19 protein-coding genes are annotated in these 19737 nt (G+C 60.9%); 9 read left to right on the top strand and 10 right to left on the bottom strand.

What is annotated here, in order from left to right; all coding sequences use genetic code 11:
- Positions 1-168: 168 nt before the first annotated feature.
- Genes dapE through dapC form a run of 5 tightly spaced genes read right to left on the bottom strand, consistent with a single transcriptional unit; the run spans position 169 to position 4875 of the window.
- Positions 169-1302 carry a succinyl-diaminopimelate desuccinylase gene (gene dapE / locus ACYPYQ_RS11840; RefSeq protein WP_459724049.1) on the bottom strand — a complete coding sequence of 378 codons (1134 nt, stop codon included), beginning with the start codon at positions 1300-1302 and terminating at the stop codon, positions 169-171.
- A complete protein-coding gene (locus ACYPYQ_RS11835) occupies positions 1299-1646 on the bottom strand; it encodes a Spx/MgsR family RNA polymerase-binding regulatory protein (protein ID WP_459724048.1) in 348 nt (115 codons plus the stop codon). The genes dapE and ACYPYQ_RS11835 overlap by 4 nt, the downstream gene beginning before the upstream one ends.
- The gene (locus ACYPYQ_RS11830) at positions 1646-2824 is read right to left on the bottom strand and encodes a PilT/PilU family type 4a pilus ATPase (RefSeq protein WP_459724047.1); all 1179 of its coding nucleotides are present in this window, start codon (positions 2822-2824) and stop codon (positions 1646-1648) included. The genes ACYPYQ_RS11835 and ACYPYQ_RS11830 overlap by 1 nt, the downstream gene beginning before the upstream one ends.
- Before the next feature lie 25 nt (positions 2825-2849).
- Positions 2850-3671, bottom strand: a complete 822-nt coding sequence (dapD, locus tag ACYPYQ_RS11825; RefSeq protein WP_459724045.1) for a 2,3,4,5-tetrahydropyridine-2,6-dicarboxylate N-succinyltransferase — start codon at positions 3669-3671, stop codon at positions 2850-2852.
- A gap of 13 nt (positions 3672-3684) precedes the next feature.
- Positions 3685-4875, bottom strand: coding sequence for a succinyldiaminopimelate transaminase (gene dapC / locus ACYPYQ_RS11820; RefSeq protein ID WP_459724044.1), 1191 nt, complete (start codon positions 4873-4875; stop codon positions 3685-3687).
- Between the two features lie 335 nt (positions 4876-5210).
- Here dapC and ACYPYQ_RS11815 point away from each other — a divergent pair, with 335 nt between their 5' ends.
- The 4 genes from ACYPYQ_RS11815 to ACYPYQ_RS11800 all read left to right on the top strand — a co-directional run bounded on the left by ACYPYQ_RS11815 (position 5211) and on the right by ACYPYQ_RS11800 (position 9056).
- Entirely contained in the window at positions 5211-5759 is a 549-nt protein-coding gene (locus ACYPYQ_RS11815; RefSeq protein ID WP_459724043.1) for a DUF302 domain-containing protein, read from the top strand.
- A 91-nt stretch (positions 5760-5850) separates the two neighbouring features.
- Positions 5851-7422 (top strand): tetrathionate reductase family octaheme c-type cytochrome, encoded by a 1572-nt coding sequence (locus ACYPYQ_RS11810; protein WP_459724042.1) that lies wholly within the window; start codon positions 5851-5853, stop codon positions 7420-7422.
- A 4-nt stretch (positions 7423-7426) separates the two neighbouring features.
- Positions 7427-8029 carry a cytochrome b/b6 domain-containing protein gene (locus ACYPYQ_RS11805; protein ID WP_459724041.1) on the top strand — a complete coding sequence of 201 codons (603 nt, stop codon included), beginning with the start codon at positions 7427-7429 and terminating at the stop codon, positions 8027-8029.
- Between the two features lie 148 nt (positions 8030-8177).
- Positions 8178-9056 carry a DMT family transporter gene (locus ACYPYQ_RS11800; protein ID WP_459724040.1) on the top strand — a complete coding sequence of 293 codons (879 nt, stop codon included), beginning with the start codon at positions 8178-8180 and terminating at the stop codon, positions 9054-9056.
- 25 nt (positions 9057-9081) lie between these two features.
- Here the strand turns inward: ACYPYQ_RS11800 and ACYPYQ_RS11795 are convergent, their stop codons facing one another.
- Positions 9082-10131, bottom strand: coding sequence for a class I fructose-bisphosphate aldolase (locus tag ACYPYQ_RS11795; protein ID WP_459724039.1), 1050 nt, complete (start codon positions 10129-10131; stop codon positions 9082-9084).
- 108 nt (positions 10132-10239) lie between these two features.
- Between ACYPYQ_RS11795 and purT the strand changes: the two genes are divergently transcribed.
- Genes purT through zapE form a run of 3 tightly spaced genes read left to right on the top strand, consistent with a single transcriptional unit; the run spans position 10240 to position 12955 of the window.
- Complete coding sequence (gene purT / locus ACYPYQ_RS11790) at positions 10240-11448, top strand: formate-dependent phosphoribosylglycinamide formyltransferase (RefSeq protein ID WP_459724038.1); 1209 nt, start codon at positions 10240-10242, stop codon at positions 11446-11448.
- Positions 11445-11819, top strand: coding sequence for a VOC family protein (locus ACYPYQ_RS11785; protein ID WP_459724037.1), 375 nt, complete (start codon positions 11445-11447; stop codon positions 11817-11819). The genes purT and ACYPYQ_RS11785 overlap by 4 nt, the downstream gene beginning before the upstream one ends.
- Positions 11816-12955, top strand: coding sequence for a cell division protein ZapE (gene zapE / locus ACYPYQ_RS11780; RefSeq protein WP_459724036.1), 1140 nt, complete (start codon positions 11816-11818; stop codon positions 12953-12955). Before ACYPYQ_RS11785 ends, zapE begins: the two co-directional genes overlap by 4 nt.
- On the opposite strand, the gene ACYPYQ_RS11775 is transcribed toward zapE, so the two are convergent.
- From ACYPYQ_RS11775 to queF, 3 genes are read right to left on the bottom strand one after another with little or no spacing between them, the layout of a single operon-like run.
- Positions 12952-13332 carry a hypothetical protein gene (locus ACYPYQ_RS11775; protein ID WP_459724035.1) on the bottom strand — a complete coding sequence of 127 codons (381 nt, stop codon included), beginning with the start codon at positions 13330-13332 and terminating at the stop codon, positions 12952-12954. The genes zapE and ACYPYQ_RS11775 overlap by 4 nt on opposite strands.
- Before the next feature lie 59 nt (positions 13333-13391).
- A complete protein-coding gene (locus ACYPYQ_RS11770) occupies positions 13392-14426 on the bottom strand; it encodes an NADP(H)-dependent aldo-keto reductase (RefSeq protein WP_459724034.1) in 1035 nt (344 codons plus the stop codon).
- A 4-nt stretch (positions 14427-14430) separates the two neighbouring features.
- The gene (gene queF, locus ACYPYQ_RS11765) at positions 14431-14850 is read right to left on the bottom strand and encodes a preQ(1) synthase (protein ID WP_459724033.1); all 420 of its coding nucleotides are present in this window, start codon (positions 14848-14850) and stop codon (positions 14431-14433) included.
- Positions 14851-14913: 63 nt separating this feature from the next.
- Between queF and smc the strand changes: the two genes are divergently transcribed.
- On the top strand, positions 14914-18432 hold the full coding sequence (gene smc, locus ACYPYQ_RS11760; RefSeq protein ID WP_459724032.1) for a chromosome segregation protein SMC: 3519 nt from the start codon (positions 14914-14916) through the stop codon (positions 18430-18432).
- Here smc and ACYPYQ_RS11755 read toward each other — a convergent pair.
- Positions 18429-18881 (bottom strand): DUF4124 domain-containing protein, encoded by a 453-nt coding sequence (locus tag ACYPYQ_RS11755; RefSeq protein WP_459724031.1) that lies wholly within the window; start codon positions 18879-18881, stop codon positions 18429-18431. The genes smc and ACYPYQ_RS11755 overlap by 4 nt on opposite strands.
- A 128-nt stretch (positions 18882-19009) precedes the next feature.
- On the opposite strand from ACYPYQ_RS11755, the gene ACYPYQ_RS11750 reads away from it, so the two are divergent.
- On the top strand, positions 19010-19672 hold the full coding sequence (locus ACYPYQ_RS11750; RefSeq protein WP_459724030.1) for a hypothetical protein: 663 nt from the start codon (positions 19010-19012) through the stop codon (positions 19670-19672).
- The last annotated feature ends 65 nt before the right edge of the window (positions 19673-19737 follow it).

Genomic DNA, 19737 nt, shown 5'->3' with positions numbered 1-19737 from the left:
AGTTGCCACCGTTGTCACAGTGCGGAGAAGGGTATCCATTGCACGGGTCGCCTGAACTGCTGCCCGTGCTGCTACTATTTTGATTCTGACTGCTCCTGTTTATCTTCCATGCCCAGAGGCACAACAACAGCAGGATCGCGACCATGAAAAGAATGAAAACGGGCGACATCATTCTGCCAGCAACTTGCGCAAGGTCAGGTAATAGATCTCGGACAGCGCATCCAGGTCGGCGACCGCCACGCTTTCGTTGACCTTGTGGATGGTGGCGTTGAGCGGACCGAGCTCGATCACCTGCGGGCAGATGTCGGCGATGAAGCGGCCGTCCGATGTGCCGCCGCTGGTGGAGAGTTCGGTATCCAGGCCGGTGACCTGCTTGATGGCGGCAGCCACGGCATCCACCAGATCCCCGCGCGGGGTCAGGTAGGGTTTGCCGGAAGAGTTCTCCCACTCCAGGTCATATGCCAGCTTGTGCTTGTCGAGGATGGCGATGAAGCGCGACTTGAGGCTGGCCACGCTACTGGCGGTGGAATGGCGGAAGTTGAACAGCAGTTCGACTGTGCCCGGTACCACGTTGGTGGCGCCGGTGCCACCCTTGATGTTGGAGATCTGGAACGAGGTGGGTGGAAAATACTCGTTGCCTTCGTCCCATACGGTCGCGGCCAGTTCGGCGATGGCTGGTGCTGCCATGTGGATGGGGTTCTTCACCAGATGCGGATAGGCGATGTGGCCTTGCACGCCTTTCACGATCAGGGTGCCGGACAGCGAACCGCGACGGCCGTTCTTGATGGTGTCGCCGGTCTTGCTGACCGAGGTCGGCTCGCCCACGATGCAGTAGTCTATGGTTTGCTGGCGGGCCTTCAATGCTTCCACCACGCGCACCGTGCCGTCCACGGCGATGCCTTCCTCGTCGGAAGTGAGCAGCAGGGCGATGCTGCCCTTGTGTCCGGGATGTTCAGCGGTGAACTTTTCGATCGCGGTGACGAATGCGGCCAGCGATCCCTTCATGTCGGAGGCGCCGCGCCCGTACAGCATGCCGTCGCGCACTGTGGGGGTGAACGGGTCGCTGTCCCAGCGTTCCACCGGGCCGGTCGGCACCACATCGGTATGGCCGGCGAAACAGACGATGGGCGCGGCACTGCCGCGTCGTGCCCACAGGTTGTCCACTTCGCCGTGGCGCATCTTCTCCAGATTGAAATCAAGCGGCGCGAGGCGCGAGGCCATGAGGTCCAGACACCCTGCGTCGTTCGGCGTCAGGGATCTGCGGGCGATGAGTTGTTTGGTCAGTTCCAGTGTGCTGCTCATGGTTTCAGTTCTTTATATTCGTTTTCGTTATACCCGGTCGCCAGCACCTTGCCGCTCGATTCCAGCACCGGACGTTTGATGATGTTCGGGTGTTGCAGCAGCACGGGCAGGGCAGAGGCATCGTCCTTGATGCCATCCTTTACTTCCTGCGGCAACTTGGCCCAGGTCGGGCCGGTCTTCTTCAGCAGCCGCTGCCAGCCGACCTGTTTCAGCCAGCCGGCAAGCATGGCCTCGGTCACACCATGCTTCTTGAAATCGTGGAACTCGTAAGTGACGCCGCGCGCGGCCAATGCGGCACGCGCTTTCTTCACCGTGTCACAGTTCGGGATGCCGTACAGTTTCATCAGGAATCGGAACCGGGCATCTCGATGTTCAGCTTGATGCTGTCGAAGCTGGCAGCTGCCGGAGCATGGGCCGGTGTCTGCGATGGGTGTTCCGCAGGATCGAACGCTTTCATCTTGCTGGTCACGGAATAGTCGATCAGCGAAGACAGGTTGCTGGCCGAGTCGGCGTTCTTCAGGGCTTCTTCCTTGGTGATCTGTCCCGACTTGAACAGCTTGTACAAGGCCTGTTCGAAGGTCTGCGAGCCGTGCGACACGCTCTGTTCGATCGCCTCGCGGATCTTCTCGATCTGGTCGTTCTTGATCAGGTCGGCGATCAGCGCGGAGTTGAGCAACACCTCCACGGCGGGCACCAGCTTGCCCTGTGTGTTGCGCACCAGTCGTTGCGAGATCACCGCGCGCATGCACATCGCCAGGTCGGACAGGATGCTCTGCCGCGCGTCATACGGGAAGAAGTTCACGATGCGGTTGAGCGCGTGGTAGCTGTTGTTGGCGTGCAGGGTAGACAGGCACAGGTGGCCGGTCTGGGCAAAGATCAGCGCGTGTTTCAAGGTGTCGCGGTCGCGGATCTCGCCGATCATCAGAACATCAGGCGCTTCGCGCATGGCAGAGATCAGCGCATTGCCATAATCCTCGGTATCGGTGCCGATCTCGCGCTGGTTCACGATGGACTTGCCGTGGTGGAACATGTATTCCAGCGGGTCCTCGATGGTCAGGATATGGCCGCTCTGCGTGCGGTTGCGATGTTCCAGCATGGCGGCCAGCGTGGTGGACTTGCCGGAACCGGTCGCGCCGACCATCAGCACCAGACCGCGCTTCTCCATGATGAGCTCTTTGAGCACCAGTGGCAGGTGCAGGTCCTCGATGTTCATGATGTTGTTGCGCACATAGCGGATGACGACGGCGATGCTGCCGCGCTGGCGGAACACGTTGACGCGGAAGTTGCCGATCTCGGGCACGCGGAAGGAGAAGTTCATCTCCATGTGCAGCTCGAAATCGGAGATCTGCTCCGGTGTCATCATCTCGTAGGCGATCTGCTTGATCTGCTCGTCGGTCAGCTTCTGCTGGTTGACCGGCATCAGGATGCCGTTGATTTTGATGTTGATCGGTGCGCCGACGGAGAAGAACAGGTCGGATGCCAGTTTGTCTGCAGCCAGTTGCAACAGCGGTGTGACGATCATGTTCTTCTCCCCCGGTGGAGTGGGTTTAGATGCCGCGCAACAGTTCGTTGATACCGGTCTTGCCCAGTGTCTTGGCATCCACCTTCTTCACGATCACCGCGCAGTACAGGCTATGCGTGCCGTCCTTCGAAGGCATGCTGCCGCTGACCACGACGGAACCGGCCGGCACACGACCGTAGATGATCTCGCCGGTCTCGCGGTCGAGGATCTTGGTGCTCTGGCCGATGAACACGCCCATGGAGATGACCGAGCCTTCCTCTACGACCACGCCTTCCACGATCTCGGAACGCGCGCCGATGAAGCAGTTGTCCTCGATGATGGTGGGGTTGGCCTGCACCGGTTCCAGTACGCCGCCGATGCCGACGCCGCCGGACAGGTGCACGTTCTTGCCGATCTGCGCGCAGGAACCGACGGTGGCCCAGGTGTCGACCATGGTGCCTTCATCGACGTAGGAACCGATGTTGCAGTAGGAAGGCATCAGCACCACGTTCTTGGCGATGTACACACCGCGACGTGCGGCTGCCGGCGGCACCACGCGGAAGCCGCCTTCGCGGAATTCCTTGGAGTTGTAGTCGGCGAACTTGGAAGGCACCTTGTCGAAATAGTTTGTGAAGCCGCCCTTGATGAAGGCGTTGTCCTCGATGCGGAACGACAGCAGCACGGCCTTCTTCAGCCATTGATGGGTGACCCATGCACCGTTGATCTTCTCGGCCACGCGCAGCTTTCCCTGGTCCAGGTATTCGATGACGGTGTTGATCGACTCCTTGAGCTGGGCATCCACATTGCGCGGGGTGATCTCGGCGCGGCGTTCAAAGGCTTCTTCGATGATGGCTTGCAATTGGGGCATGGTTTTTTCCTGGTTAGAGTTTATTGGTGAATTCGGCGATGCGGCGTACGGCTTCCCGCGTCTCGTCCAGTCCGGCGACCAGTGCCAGACGGATGAAATCCGCGCCGGGATTGATCCCATGCGCTTCGCGTGCCAGGAAGCTGCCGGGCAACACGGACACATTATAGTCGCGGTAGAGCTGTTGCGCGTAGGCTGTATCGGCGATGGGCGTGCGGATCCACAGGTAGAACCCCGCATCCGGTCTGCTCACCGGTAACACCGGGCTGAGTTCCTTGATGGCCAGTTCGAACTTCTCGGCATACAGACGACGGTTCTCCATCACGTGTATTTCATCGTTCCACGCGGCGATGGTTGCGGTTTGCACGGCGGGATTCATGGCACAGCCGTGATAGGTCCGGTACAGCGCGAACCTTTCCAGCACGGCGGCATCGCCCGCCACGAAGCCGGAGCGCAAGCCCGGCACGTTGGAGCGTTTGGACAGGCTGGAGAACACCACCAGGTTGCGATAGTCGCTGCGACCGAGTAGCTGCGCGGCTTTCAGGGCGCCGAGCGGCTGGTCGTCGCCGAAGTAGATCTCCGAATAGCACTCGTCGGCGGCGATGACGAAGCCGTAACGGTCACTCATCTCGAACAGGGTCTGCCATTCGGCCAGCGGCATCACGCGGCCGTTCGGGTTGCCCGGCGAGCATACATAGATGAGCTGGGTGCGCTGCCAGACTTTTTCGCTCAGATGTGTGAAGTTCAGCGCATAGTTGTCTTCTGGCAGTGTATTGAGGAAGTGCGGTGTCGCGCCCCCCAACAGCGCCGCGCCTTCATATATCTGGTAGAAGGGATTGGGACAGACCACGACCGGATCCGGCTTGCTGCGGTCGATCACGGCCTGCGCGAAAGCGAACAACGCCTCGCGGCTGCCGTTCACCGGCAACACCTGTGTCTTCATGTTCGGGGTCGGGACTTGGTAACGTCTGTGCAACCATGAGGCGATCGCCAGACGCAGCGCGTTGCTGCCCGCCGTCGTGGGATAACTCGCCAGACCATCCAGTCCCCCGATCAGCGCATCCCGGATGAACTGCGGCGTGGGGTGCTTGGGTTCGCCGATGTGCAGGCTGACCGGATCGAGTGACGAATTTGCGTTGACTTCACCGAACAGCCTGGTCAGTTTCTGGAAAGGGTAAGGTTGGAGCTTGTCTAGATATGGGTTCATCAGCGAGCCGGCATGGAGAGGATCTTTCGGACTGCGGGATTATATTCGTCACCTGCGCGTGCTGCCAAAAATATCGCTTGATCCGCTCTGCAACTTGGCAAGATCGAGTGCTGTAGTGGTGCAATCTTCCGGTCATGTCTCTCGGAGATAATCAACTGGCAGGTGATGCGGATCGCTTGAGCGATCGAGGCAATACCTTGGGGATGGCGGTTAGATAGCTCCAAAGAGGCATATCTGTGAGCGGAGCATGGCCATAGAATGACCGCAATGCAGTCGCGCGGCATCAAGTGGGTCCGATTCAGTCATCGCCGCATCGTGTCTATCAGGAGAAAGTCATGTTGAAACTGTTTGGGGGATTTGCAGCGGGTGTACTGGCAGTCGCTGTGCTTGCGTATGTCTTCATGGGAAGTCTGATGTTCCGTGAGATCGAGAGTCCGTTCGGGGTCGAAGAAACGGTCGCGCGCATCCAGCACAATATCCAGAAGGTGGGTAATGGCTGGGCGCTGTCCGGTTTGCGTAACCCGGGCAAGGCTGTCGAGTCTTCCGGGGGGAATGTGTTGCCGGTGATCATGGTCGAGGCGTGCAGTACGAAATATTCGGCACCGATACTGAAGGACGATTCGGTGCGCTTCCTGTCCATCCTGATGCCTTGCAAGGTGTCGGTGTACAAAAAGAACGACGGCAAGACCTATATCGGCATGATGAATGCCAGCCTGATGGGCAAGATGTTCGGTCCCATGGTGGGTGATGTGATGGGCAAGGTTGCTGAGGACCAGGCCAAGTTCGTGCTGTTCGATCCCAATGAGCCGGCACCATCCATGATCAAAACGGCCCCGCCGGGAGCCAGCGGAGCAGGGGGGGCAAGCGCCGCCGGAGGCTGCTGAGCAAGTTCGTCATCTCCACCGTAGTGAAAGAACCGGAATGAACATACCTACTATCAGAACGGCCCTGCTTGCGATGTGTGGGGCTACGCTCGTGTTGACGACGTCCTTGGGTTTGGCGGTTGCCAAGGCGGTCGAATCCGATGCACAGAATGCGGCAGCGGCCGGCAGAATGTCGACTGCCGACCACAGCAAGTTCCCCGAGTTGGACCGCGTATTCAAAACCGGGCCGGAAGTGACCCAGGCCTGCCTGATCTGCCATACCGAAGCAGCGCGACAGGTGCAGCACACCAAACACTGGACCTGGCAGTCGAAGGATCCCAAGACGGGGCAGGTACGGGGCAAGAAGAACATCATCAACAACTATTGCACGGCGGTCGTCTCCAACGAGAAGGATTGCATGGCCTGTCATGCCGGCTATGGCTGGAAGGACCAGAGTTTTGATTTTTCTGTGCAGAAGAACGTCGATTGCCTGATCTGCCATGATGGGACAGGCACTTACCGCAAGTTGCCTGGTTATTCGGGGCACCCGGTGTACAAGCGTGTCGAGTTCCCGCACGGTTCCGGCAAGTTCGTCGAAGCGGTCGATCTGCGCAAAGTCGCACAGAGTATCCAGTTGCCGACCCGCTCCAACTGCGGTTCCTGCCACTTCTTCGGTGGGGGTGCCAATGGGGCGAAACACGGCGACATGGACAGTTCCCTGCAGCATCCGGGGCGCTATCTGGACGTACATATGGACGAAAAAGGCCTGAACTTCAGCTGCACGACCTGCCATGCCACGAAGCGACACGAGATAACAGGTAGCCGCTACAACATAGAAGCGGCGCGTACTGGCGAGGCGGCGATACGCGGCAAGTCTGATGAGAATCCGGCAGCCTGCCAGGCCTGCCACAGCAACAAGCCGCACCATCAGGCACGACTCGATCAGCATACCGACCACATCGCCTGCCAGACCTGTCACATCCCGGAGTTCGCGCGCAATGACATAGGCACCGAGTTGAGTTGGGACTGGTCCAAGGCCACCACCATGGGGCCGGATGGCAAGCGCATGGTGCGCAAGGACAGCGCCGGGCGACGCGCTTTCGATTCGCAAAAGGGCGAATGGAAGTGGGAGTCGTATGTCATTCCAGAATACCGCTGGTTCAACGGCACGTCCACCTACAAGGTGATAGGTGACAAGATCGACCCGAGCAAACCGGTGCAACTCAGTGAGGTGGGCGGCGGGCCGGAGGATCCGGAATCACGCATCTGGCCGACCAAGGTGCATCGCGGCAAGCAACCTTACGATACGGTCAACATGACGCTGACCGTGCAGCATACCGGCGGCGAGGATTCGACCGCACTGTGGCACAACTATGATTGGCAGAAGGCAATCGGCACCGGCATGAAGGCAGCCGGACTGCCTTATAGCGGCAAGTTCGATTTCGTCGAGACCGAGTTGACCTGGCCGATCACGCACATGGTCGCACCCAAGCAGGATGCGCTGAGTTGTGAGCAATGCCACAGCAAGAACGGGAGGCTCAAGGATATCGAAGGCATCTATATGCCGGCACGCGACGGCAGTCGCTGGCTGGACATAATCGGCTGGGCACTGGCATTGCTGACCTTGATCGGCGTTGTGGTGCACGGTGCGATCCGTGTGGTGAACAGCAGGAAGGCAGGGTGATGAAATGACAGTCGAGAGGATCTACGTATTCAAGAAGTTCGAACGTTTCTGGCACTGGTCTCAGGCTTTGCTCATCATCTTCATGCTGCTCACCGGCTTCGAGGTGCATGGCAGCTACCATCTGTTCGGTTTCGCGGATGCTGTGGCGATGCATACCGTCGCCGCCTGGACGCTGGTGGGGCTGTGGGTGTTCGCCATCTTCTGGCATTTCACGACCGGGGAGTGGAAGCAGTACCTGCCGACCACCGAGAAGGTCGTGGCGATGATCCGCTTTTACTCGGTGGGTATCTTTCAGGGCGCGCCGCATCCTTATCGCCCGACCGTCTTGAAGAAACACAATCCCCTGCAACGGCTCGCCTATCTGGGTGTGCTGCTGTTCATCGGCCCCTTGCTCTGGATCACGGGCTGGTTCTACCTTTTCTTCGGGGATTGGAAGGCTTGGGGCGTGGATGGCTTGCTGTCGCTGGAGTGGGTCGCGTTCTTCCATACGGCGGGGGCGTTCATGATGCTGGCATTCCTCATCGCGCACATCTATCTGACCACTACCGGACATACCCCCTTGTCCCACATCAAGGCCATGATCACCGGTTGGGAAGAGGTCGACTGACCTGTACCAGTTCCAATACTGATCTGATGATCAGATACGCTGGCATGTACGTTATCGGGACGGTCTCCGCCTGCCGTCCACATTAGGCTGTGTGATAATCAACGCAAGTCGAGGCATCGTTTCGATAGGACGCTGACAGGGGCGGGAAGTGACTGCAAAGAAAAACGTCGTGCCGGTAGCAGGCTTGTTGAGCGGTGCATTGGTGTGGGGATTGATCTGGTATCCCTACCGGGTGCTGCAGGACGCCGGCATATCGGGTGCTTTGGCCACCGGACTGACCTACGGTTTCGCCATGCTGTGCGGCTCATTCATCCTGCCGCGCCTGTGGCGCGAACGTGCGTCGCTGGGCGGCTGGGCCTTGCTGCTGGTGTTCAGTGCGGGCTGGGCCAATCTGGGATACGTGCTGGGCATGCTGCAGGGCGAGGTGATGCGCGTGCTGCTGCTGTTCTATCTCGCGCCGGTGTGGACCGTTCTGTTCTCGCGCTGGCTGCTGGGCGAGCGCCTCGACCGCCATGGCTATGCCATCGTCGCGCTGTCGCTGGGCGGTGCGGTGGTGATGCTGTGGACGCCGGAGCTGGGCCTGCCGATCCCGCAGAATGTGTCGGAATGGCTGGGCCTGACTGCCGGCATGGGCTTCGCGCTCTCCAATGTCGTCTCGCGCCGCTCCTCCCATCTGTCGGTGGAAGTCAAATCGTTCAGCCTCTGGCTGGGTACCCTGGTGCTGACCCTGCCGTTCCTGTGGTGGCAGGGTGGCGTGTCTCAGCAACTGGCGGTCGTCCCGGCCGGGTTCTGGGGATTGCTGCTGTTGATGGGGCTGGTGCTGTGCGCCACCAGCTTCGCCGTGCAATACGGTGTCTCACATATCCCCGCCAATCGTGCGGTGGTGCTGTTCTTGTTCGAGCTGGTGGTCGCCGCCGCCGCAGCCTGGGTGCTGGCCGGCGAACGCATGGACTGGCGTGAGTGGGTGGGGGCGGCACTCATCGTCTCGGCTACCCTTCTGTCTGGCAGGGTGCACCGGGACGAATGAGTCCTTAGCGGTTCTCTTGATTGTTTCAGGCCACCGTCACCTTGTTGTCCAGATACACGTCCTGCACCGCATTGATCAGCGCCACGCCGTCCGGCATCGGCTTCTGGAACGCCTTGCGCCCGAGGATCAGGCCCATGCCGCCGGCGCGCTTGTTGATCACGGCCGTGCGCACGGCCTGGTGCAGGTCGTCCTTGCCCGATTCGCCGCCGGAGTTGATCAGCCCGGCGCGGCCCATGTAGCAGTTGGCCACCTGGTAACGCACCAGGTCGATGGGGTGGTCGGTGGTGAGGTCGCTGTACACCTTGGGGCTGGTCTTGCCGAACTTGATGGCGTTGTAGCCGCCGTTGTTCTCGGCCATCTTCTGCTTGACGATGTCGGCGTTGATGGTCACGGCGAGATGGTTGGCCTGCCCGGTGAGGTCGGCGGCGACGTGGTAATCCTTGTCGGCGGTCTTGAATGCCGGGTTGCGCAGGTAGGCCCAGAGGATGGTGGCCATGCCGAGTTCATGCGCATGCTGGAACGCTTCCGAGATCTCGATGATCTGGCGGCGTGACTGCTCCGAGCCGAAGAACACCGTCGCACCCACCGCCACCGCGCCCATGTCGAAGGCCTGGTCCACGCTGGCGAACAATGTCTGGTCGAACTCATTGGGATAGGTCAGCAGTTCGTTGTGGTTGATCTTCACGATGAACGGCACCTTGTGCGCGTACTTGCGCGCGACCGACGACAGCACGCCCAGCGTGGAAGCCACGCCGTTGCAGCCGGCCGCGATGGCAAGCTTCACGATATTCTCGGGATCGAAATAGATGGGGTTTGGCGCGAACGAGGCGCCGCCGGAATGCTCCACGCCCTGATCCACCGGCAGGATTGAAAGGTAGCCTGTATTGGCGAGGCGGCCGTGGCCATACAGGGTCTGCAGGCTGCGCAGCACGGCGGTCTTGCGATCCTTCATCGCCACCACGCGGTCGACATAGTCCGGGCCGGGCACATGCAGCGATTCCTTGGGGATGCCGGTGCAGCGGTGGTTCAACAGGGAGTCGGCTTCCTCTCCCAGCAACTGCGCGATGTTCGTCATGATTCTTTCTCCTTTGAAAAAATACGATGAAGCGGGCAACGTATCAGGGATTCCATGTTACTCCTCCGATATAATTCCGGCATTCATATTCATCGTCTGGAACCGCTCATGCAAGCCGCCATCCTTGGTACACCGCTGTCACCGTCCGCCACCAAAGTCATGCTGCTGGGCAGCGGCGAGCTTGGCAAGGAAGTCATCATCGCGTTGCAGCGGCTGGGGGTGGAAGTCATCGCGGTGGACCGTTACGAGAACGCACCGGGACATCAGGTGGCGCATCGTGCGCATGTCATCAATATGGCGGACGGTGCCGCTTTGCGTGCATTGATCGAGAAAGAGCAGCCACAGATCATCGTGCCGGAGATCGAGGCCATCGCCACCGACATGCTGGTGCAGATCGAGAGCGAAGGGCTGGCGCGGGTCATTCCGACGGCCAGAGCTGCCAAACTCACCATGAACCGGGAAGGCATACGCCGTCTGGCGGCAGAGACACTGTGGCTGCCGACTTCACCGTACAGGTTCGCCGACAGCCTGGAAGAACTACAGGCGGCGATCGACGGCGGCATCGGCTATCCCTGCATCGTCAAACCGGTGATGTCCTCTTCCGGCAAGGGGCAGTCGAAAGTGGATGGCCCGGATGACGTGAAGAAGGCATGGGACTACGCGGCCAGCGGTTCGCGCGTGGACCAGGGGCGGGTGATCGTGGAAGGTTTCATCGACTTCGACTACGAGATCACGCAACTGACCGTGCGCGCACTGGGGGTGGGAGGGGAGATCGAGACGCATTTCTGCGCCCCCATCGGTCATGTGCAGGTGCACGGCGACTACGTCGAGAGCTGGCAGCCGATGGTGATGTCCGAGGTCGCTTTGCAGCGCTCGCGCGAGATCGCGAAGCAGGTCACCGACGACCTCGGCGGTCTCGGCCTGTTCGGCGTCGAACTGTTCGTGAAGGGCGACCGCGTGTGGTTCTCAGAAGTCAGCCCGCGTCCGCACGACACCGGCATGGTGACCATGTGCACACAGCGCTTCAACGAGTTCGAGCTGCATGCCCGCGCCATCCTTGGCCTGCCGGTGGATGCGTCGTTGCGCGAGTCCGGTGCGTCGGCTGTCATCTATGGACAGATGGATGAAAAGGGCATCGCCTTCAAGGGTGTGGCAGAGGCTTTGCGTGTGCCGGGCGCGGACATCCGCCTGTTCGGCAAGCCGGAAGCTTTCACGCGCCGCCGCATGGGGGTGGCGCTGGCCACCGGCGACGATACCGATGAGGCCCGGCAGCGCGCCAAGATGGCAGCAAGCAAAGTCGTTCCGTTCAAACCATGATCCTGGGCATCCATCACGCCACCTTCATCAGCAGCGACTTGGCACGTTCGCGCGGATTCTATGAGGGGTTGCTGGGATTGCAGCCCGATCCCAAACGTTCGCTGATGAGCTTTGACGGTGTGTGGTACGACGTGGCACCGGATCAGCAGATCCATCTGATGGTGTTGCCAGATCCGGACGCGGGTGTGGAACGTCCGCTGCATGGCGGGCGCGACCGTCATGTGGCGTTCATGGTGCGAGATGTGAAGGCCCTGGCCGCGCATCTGCTGGCGGCTGGTGTCGCATTCACCCTCAGTCAGTCGGGACGCAGTGCTTTGTTCTGCCGCGATCCGGACGGCAATGCACTCGAGTTCGTTCAAGCACGATCATGACTTCCGGTACAGACTCTGCAGTCAGCCCCAGGACCTGGTATCAGGCGGCGTGCCAGCGATCCGGGATCGTTTGCGATGCGCCTCAGCTCGCTGCGATCGAGCAACTTGAGGACCTGTGGAACCAGTTGATCGAGTTCAAACAGAAGCGTAACCAGTTCCTGGGGCGCAGCTTGCTGAGTCCGGATGTACCCAAGGGGCTCTATATCTGGGGCGGTGTGGGGCGCGGCAAGACCTTCCTGATGGACGGTTTCTACGAGTGCCTGCCATACAAACGCAAACGGCGCATCCATTTCCACCATTTCATGCTCGAAGTGCATCACGAGATGAAGCGGCTGGCACACGAGCGCGATGCGCTGATCGCGCTGGCCGACCTTATCGCGCAGTCGACCCGTTTGTTATGCCTGGATGAGTTCCATGTTGACGACATCGCCGATGCGATGATCCTCGGCCGCTTGTTGGGAGCATTGTTCGAGCGCGGTGTGGTATTGCTGACCACCTCCAACATCGAGCCGGACGCGCTTTATCTGCACGGCCTGCAGCGGCAGAACTTCTTGCCGGCTATCGCGCTGATCAAGCGCGAGCTGAAGGTGTTGCATCTGGATAGCGAGACGGATTACCGCCTGCTGCAGATGGAACGCGATCCGTTGTTCATGTTCGGCGAGGTTGAGGAGAACGAAAGGCAGCTGGCCTCATTGTTCGATCGTCTGACGGCAGGTGCCGGTTCGGAAGCGCAGTCCGTTCAGGTTCGCAACATCCGTATACCGGCGCGTCGTGTCGCGCGTGAAGTGGTGTGGTTCGATTTCGCTGAGCTATGCGGTGGCAACCATGACCAGTCGGATTATCTTGATATCGCGCATCGCTACCCGACGGTGCTTGTCTCCGGTATCCCGCAGTTGACTGCCGAGAACGGAGCCGCCGCACGCAGGTTCACCTGGTTGATCGACGTGCTGTACGACAACCATGTGAAGCTGGCTGCCAGCTTTGCGGTGCCACTGGAGGGGTTATATGCGACGGGCAGGCATGACAGCGAAGCGCAACGCATCGCCAGCCGCCTGGCCGAGATGCAGACCCGGCATTATCTGGAGCTGCCGCACCGTAGTCGCGGTGCGGCATTGACTGGGGCTGAAGGAGCCTAGTTGCCTTGCGCGAGCCGGGTGTCGTGCGCCTTTTGGCACTCCACATAGGCTGCAGTCAAGGTGTCATCGGCCTGAGCGGCGATCTCTGCCGGGATCGTGAATTGGCCCGGTTTGCGCTTGACCGGCTTGCGGTTCGCCGTCAGGAAGTCTTCCTTGGCCTGATCTGCCGTTGCCTTGCAGGTGTTGAAAGCATCCGCCAGTTCCGCTTCGAACTTGGCTCTCGCCGCCGCGCGGGCTGCCGCCTCGGCGCGCGCCTGGATCATCTCCTGTCGCGCTTGCTCCGCAAGCATCTGCTCCTGCTTGTTCAAATGATCCAGATATAACCATGCACCTGCAGTCAGCACGATCAGAACGACGGCAATCACTTTCTTCAGCATTTACAGATCCTCCGGAGGGTTTGGTCAGGTGCGCGCATCATAGCTTGTTTTTCGTAAGGTTATGGGGCGGGATTGGGGTAGTGCTGGTGTGTCGTTTCGATGGCGGCCAGCGTCTCTTCAGTCAGCGTCACTTCTGCACTATCCAGGTTCTCTTCCAATTGCTGCAGTGTCGTCGCGCCCAGGATGACGCTACCGGTGAAGCGGCGCGTTCTGGCAAAAGCCAGCGCCAGCGTGGCTGGTGTCAGGCCCGCTTCCTGCGCGATGCGCACATATTCCTTTGTCGCGGCAGGGACATTCGTTTTGTTGTAGCGCTGGCCGAAGCCGGGGAACAGGGTGATGCGGCCATGCGCACGGGGATCGGCAAGATATTTTCCGGTCAGCCAGCCGAAGGCCAGAGGACTGTAGGAGAGCAGTCCGACCTGGCTGTGATGGCAGACCTCGGCCAGCCCGGCTTCGAAAGTGCGGTTGAGCAAGCTGTAGGCGTTCTGGATGCTGACGATGCGCGGCAAGCCGAGCTGTTCGGCGCAGCGCACGAACTCCATCACGCCCCATGGCGTCTCGTTGCTCAAGCCGATGTGGCGCACCTTGCCGGTTTTGACCAGTTCCCCCAGTGCGTGCAATTGCTCGGCGACCGCGGTGGCTTCGCGCTCTTGTGTGGCATCGTAACTGGTAGCACCGAACATCGGCACATAGCGGTCCGGCCAGTGGATCTGGTACAGGTCGACGTAGTCGGTCTGCAGGCGTTTGAGGCTGCCCTCGATGGCGGCATGTATGTGTTCCCTGTTGACGCGCGGACCGCCGCGTATCCAGCTGAAACCGCGTGCCGGGCCGGCGATCTTGGTGGCGATGACCAGCTTGTCGCGCGGCTGCCGTTTAAGCCAGTTGCCGATATAGGTTTCCGTGCGGTGCACCGTCTCGGCGCGCGGCGCGACCGGATACATCTCGGCGGTGTCGATGAAGTTCACGCCTTGTGACACCGCATAATCGAGTTGGCTATGCGCGTCTGCCTCAGTGTTCTGCTCGCCGAAGGTCATGGTGCCCAGGCACAGGGCGGAGACCTTCAGGTCGCTACTGCCGATGATGCGATATTCCATGGATTCAGCCGCGCGTGTTGGACTGGCTGTGGAAACTGCTCAGTTCTACACGGGGTGCGGGCTGCCAACCCGGTTTGCGGTGTTCGGCCACGACGTTGGTGAAGATGCCGCCGCGCACATAGAACTTGGCGGTCAGGCGCATGAAGCGCGGCTGGGTAGCGGCCACCAGGTCGTCCAGGATGCGGTTGGTCACGTCCTCGTGGAAATGGCCTTCCTCGCGGAACGACCACATATAGAGCTTCAGGCTCTTCAATTCCACGCATTGCTGGTCGGCGATGTAATCCAGGATCAGTGTGGCGAAGTCGGGTTGGCCGGTCTTGGGGCAAAGGCAGGTGAATTCAGGGATCTCCATGTGGATGTGGTAATCACGTCCGGGCTGGGGATTGGGGAAAGTCTCCAGTGTCTTGGCTGGTTTGGTGGTCATTGTTGGTGGCCCTTGGGAGTTCAGTTAGAATGCGGCGCATTATAACGTCTACCCGTCTGCAAATTGCGCCTTAGCCAGATCAAACTCGCCGGTTTCAAGTCCTTCGTCGATCCCACCCACATCTCGCTGCCCGGGCAGCTGGTGGGCATCGTCGGGCCGAACGGCTGCGGCAAATCCAATGTGATCGACGCGTTGCGCTGGGTGCTGGGAGAATCGCGCGCTTCGGCCTTGCGCGGCGAATCCATGCAGGACGTGATCTTCAACGGCTCGGGCAACCGCAAGGCGGTGTCGCGTGCCAGTGTGGAACTGGTGTTCGACAACTCGCTGGGCAAGGTCGGCGGCCAGTGGGCCAGCTATGGCGAGATCTCCATCAAGCGCGTGCTGCAGCGCGACGGCGATTCCAGCTACTACATCAACAACCAGTCGGTGCGCCGCAAGGACATCACCGACATCTTCCTCGGCACCGGCGTCGGTGCGCGTGCCTACGCCATCATCGAACAGGGCATGATCTCGCGCATCATCGAGGCCAAGCCGGAAGAGCTGCGCGTGTTCCTGGAAGAGGCGGCCGGTGTCTCCAAGTATCGCGACCGCCGGCGCGAGACCGAGCTGCGCCTGGCCGACACCCGTGTCAACCTGTCGCGCGTCTCCGACATCCTGCAGGAACTGGGCAAGCAGCTCACCCATCTGGGCGAGCAGGCCGAAGTGGCCAAGACCTACCGTGAACTCGAAGCGCGGCGCGAGACCACGCAGCGGCTGCTGTGGCTGCTGAACAAACAGGAGGCCGCCGCCCGCCGCGAGCGCCATGCGCAACAGGTCGAGAAGACGAAGAACGATCTGGAAGCCGAGATCGCCAGCCTGCGCGAAGTGGAGAGCAAGCTGGAAGGCGCGCGCAGCGAGCATTTCACATTGTCCGACGCGGTGCACGCGCGGCAGGGCGAGCTGTATGCGACCAATGCCGAGGTGGCGCGCCTGGAACAGCAACTGGCTTTCATCAACGAGCAGCGCAACCGTCTGGCGCAGCAGATCCAGAACGGCGAACGACAGATCGCCCAGCAGCAGACGCAGCTGAAGGGCTTGCGCTCTTTGCAGACGCATTGGCAGGAACAGCAGCAGGACGGCGCGGTGCGCGTCGGCGTATGCGAAGAGCGTGCCGAGAACGAGGCGCAATACCTGCCGCAGGCGGAAGAAACGGCCCGCCTCGCGCAGGAGAAATCCAACGAGATGCAGCGCGAACAACTGCGCCTGCAGCAGCAACTGCAGCTGGCCGAGACCCAGCGTGGCCATATCCAGAGCAACCTGCAACAGCTCGACAGCCGCCGTTCGCGGCTGATGCTGGAGCGCGACAACCTGCCGCGCCCCGATACCGAGGCCCTGGCGCAGGCCCAGCAGCGTTCAGCCGGGATGCAGGCCGAGCATGAGATGCAGCAGGCGCAGTTGTCCGCGCTACAGGCGCAGTTGCCCCAGGCCGACGAGGCGCGGCGCAATGCCCGGCTCACCGCGCAGGACCTGGAACGCCAGCTCGGCCATACAGAGGCGCGCCTGAATGCCCTGAAGCAGTTGCAGGCGCAACTCGACAACGACCAGGATCTGAAAGTCTGGCTGCAGGGCCACGGCCTGGAGGGGGCTCCGCACCTGTGGCAGTCCATCCGCATCGAGCAGGGCTGGGAAGACGCGCTGGAAGCCGTGCTGCGCGAGCGCATCAATGCCTTGCCGCTGGCCCGGCTGGATGAGGCCGCACGTTGGGACCAGCCGCCGGGCAAGCTGGCACTGTACGCCGCCGACGGGGCGGGCAGCAGTGCCGTGCCGCTGCCCGGGCTGAAACCGCTCGCCGACTATGTCCGTGTGCAGGATGAACGTTCCGCGCCGGTGCTGCAGGACTGGCTGCACGGCATCTATGCGGTGGACGACTTGCCGACTGCCATGGCGCGCCGCGCCCAGTTGGCCGCCGGGACCTGGCTGGTCACACCGCAGGGGCATCTGGTCGGCGCGCACAGCGTGCTGTTCCACGCCCCGGACAGCCAGGTGCACGGCATCCTGGCGCGCCAGCGCGAGATCGAACTGCTGGAGCAGGAAGCCGGCGTGCGCAGCGCCGCGCTGGAACAAGGCAAAGAAGCCGTGGCCCAGACCGAACAGACCCATCATGAGATGGAAGGCCGCATCGCCGCCCTGCGCGGCAGCGCGGCGCAGTTGCAGCAGGACCAGCACCAGCTGCAGATGCAGATCCTGAAGCTGACGCAGGCCAACGAACGCACGCAGGAACGCAGCGCGCAGATCTCGCAGGAGATGGAAGAATTGGCCGCGCGTGCGGGCGAGGCACAGCAGCAGCTGGAAGAGATCGCGCAGACCATGGCCGAACAACGTGCGCGGCTGGACCAGCAACAGATCGAATGCGATCAGGCGCGCTATCAGGCCAATGCGCAGGAAGCCGCGTTGCGTGAAGTGCGCGAGCGCGCCCACCATGCCCAGCGCGAACTGCAGGAAGCACGGTTCTTCGCCAAGACCTGCGCCGAAAAGCTGGCCGACCTCGGGCTGAACATCGAGCATCACGAAGCGACCCTGCAGGAGCTGGAAAAGACGCTGGAGTCCAGCCGGACGGAACTGGCGAACCTGACCGAAGGCGATGCGCAGACGCAATTGCAGGCGCTGTTGCAGCAAAGGCAGGTGCAGGAACAATCCCTGGCCGAAGCGCGCAACACCCTGGAACATGCCACGCTCAACCTGAACCAGCTGGAGCAGACACGACTCTCCTGCGAGCAGAAGCTGCATCCGCTGCGCGAGCGGGTGAACGAGCTGACGCTGAAGGAGCAGGAGGCGCGCCTGCAGTTCGAACAATGGTCGGAACAGCTGCAGGGCGTGGACGAAGAACCGCTACAGCCCTTGCTGGAAGGCGCCAAGATCGGCGGCCTGCAGACTGAGCTGTCGCACCTCGCCAATGACATCGCCGCGTTGGGCGCGGTCAACCTCGCCGCGCTGGAGGAATTACAGACGGCGCAGGAGCGCAAGGAATATCTCGATGCGCAGGCGAAAGACCTGAACGAGGCGATCGGCACACTGGAAGAGGCGATCCGCCGCATCGACAAGGAATCGCGCGACCTGCTGATGGCCACCTACGAAGAAGTGAACCGCCACCTGTCAGAGATGTTCCCCGTGCTGTTTGGCGGCGGCGAGGCGCGCCTGGTGCTGACCGGCGAGGAGATCCTCGACAGCGGCGTGCAGGTGATGGCGCACCCGCCGGGCAAGAAGAACGCTTCCATCCATCTGCTCTCCGGCGGCGAGAAGGCACTGACCGCCATCGCCCTGGTGTTCTCGCTGTTCCAGCTGAATCCGGCGCCGTTCTGCGTGCTGGACGAAGTCGATGCGCCGCTCGACGACACCAACACCGAGCGCCTGTGCAAGCTGATCCAGAAGATGTCGGACAAGACCCAGTTCGTCTACATCAGCCACAACAAGATCACCATGGAGATGGCGCAGCAACTGGTCGGCGTGACCATGCAGGAACGCGGTGTCTCCAAGGTGGTATCGGTGGATATCGAAGAGGCGATGCGGATGCGCGACGCAAGCGCCGCGCCGGTGGCAGCCTAGTCGCAGTTGGCTTTGACGGCTTCGCGGGCGCTGTTCAGACGCTGTTCGCGATCGGCATCATCCAGGAAGCGCTTCTCACCCTTCTCGTCATAGGTGACCAAACGGGCACCGCTCTCAAGCGCACGCAGGTTCTCCCGTGCGACTGCGCAGTTCTGCTTCCTTTCCTGCTGCTGGGCAGTCTCGCGAGCGGACTTCTCGGAAGCTTCCTTTTTCTCCTGGCGTGCTTTATTCAGCTCGGCTTCGCGCTGGGTATAACTCTTGGATGAGTAGTCGGCCGGGGCCGATTCCTGGCCTTTTCCGGTGATGTTGCGTACCGATTCGACCTTTGCCCCGGTGGGCGGGGAATCCGAATAGTGGACCTTTCCGTTCTCATCCACCCACTTGTTGAGTCCTGCCTGGGCCGACAGGGAAAGGCAACAGAGCAGAGCTAGTGCGGCAGCAGATCTCATGGGGGGGCTCCTGGGAAAATTGATGTAAAACTACCTATTAATTTTGGGTGCGTCAATTTATCATTGCCGCCCCAGTCTGGATATGGATACCCAGCCATATCCAGAATGCAGTCATAGCCGGAGGGCAGATGCCGCACAGCAAGGCACCATCGAATCAGAGACAGGAGTTCATGCGGGTCGAGAGCAACCAGGATCTGGTGCTGCGGCTGTTCCGTACCTACTACCGCTCGCATCAGACTTCCGGAAAGCTGTTCGAGGATTTCCCCGATTTCTTCTTGGTCAAACCCATCGTTTTGAAGGACCCGGATCTGATAGAGCGGGCCTCGGACCGTCTCATTCTGGATGATTGTGTGCGCCGGGCGCAGGAGCGACAGGGTTTCGTAGGTGTCAGCAAGTGGCGCAACCCCAAGCTGAACTATTACTGGCTGGAGCTTTCGGTCTTCCCCTTCATGCTGGGTGATGAAGTGACCCAGAACAATGAGGGCGAGTTCTATTACGTACTGAACCAGTTCATCGATTACACGCGCGAGCATCCCAAACAGTACGGAGACATGGCTGGCGGTGCCGACAAGGACAATGATCTGGCCCTGATGCTGGACGGTATCGGCAAGCATGCGCTCAAGATGAAGTCCCTGTTGCCGCATTATCCGATCGAGAAGCTGGTCATGCTGAATCCCAACTGGCCGCTGGCCGAGGTCAACAAGCTGCTGCAGACCCTGAAGGGGAGCGATCTGGATTGGTGCGAGCTGTTCTTCGAGCACATCATCTATGTGATGGGGAACAAGCGGTAAACGCAAGCGCGGGGCAACACGCTGGCCCGGTTGCGGCGGCAAGTTTTGATATAATGCGCGCTTTG

The organism is Sideroxyarcus sp. TK5, assembly GCF_054601595.1.
This window is presented reverse-complemented; position numbering and strand designations above follow the sequence as displayed.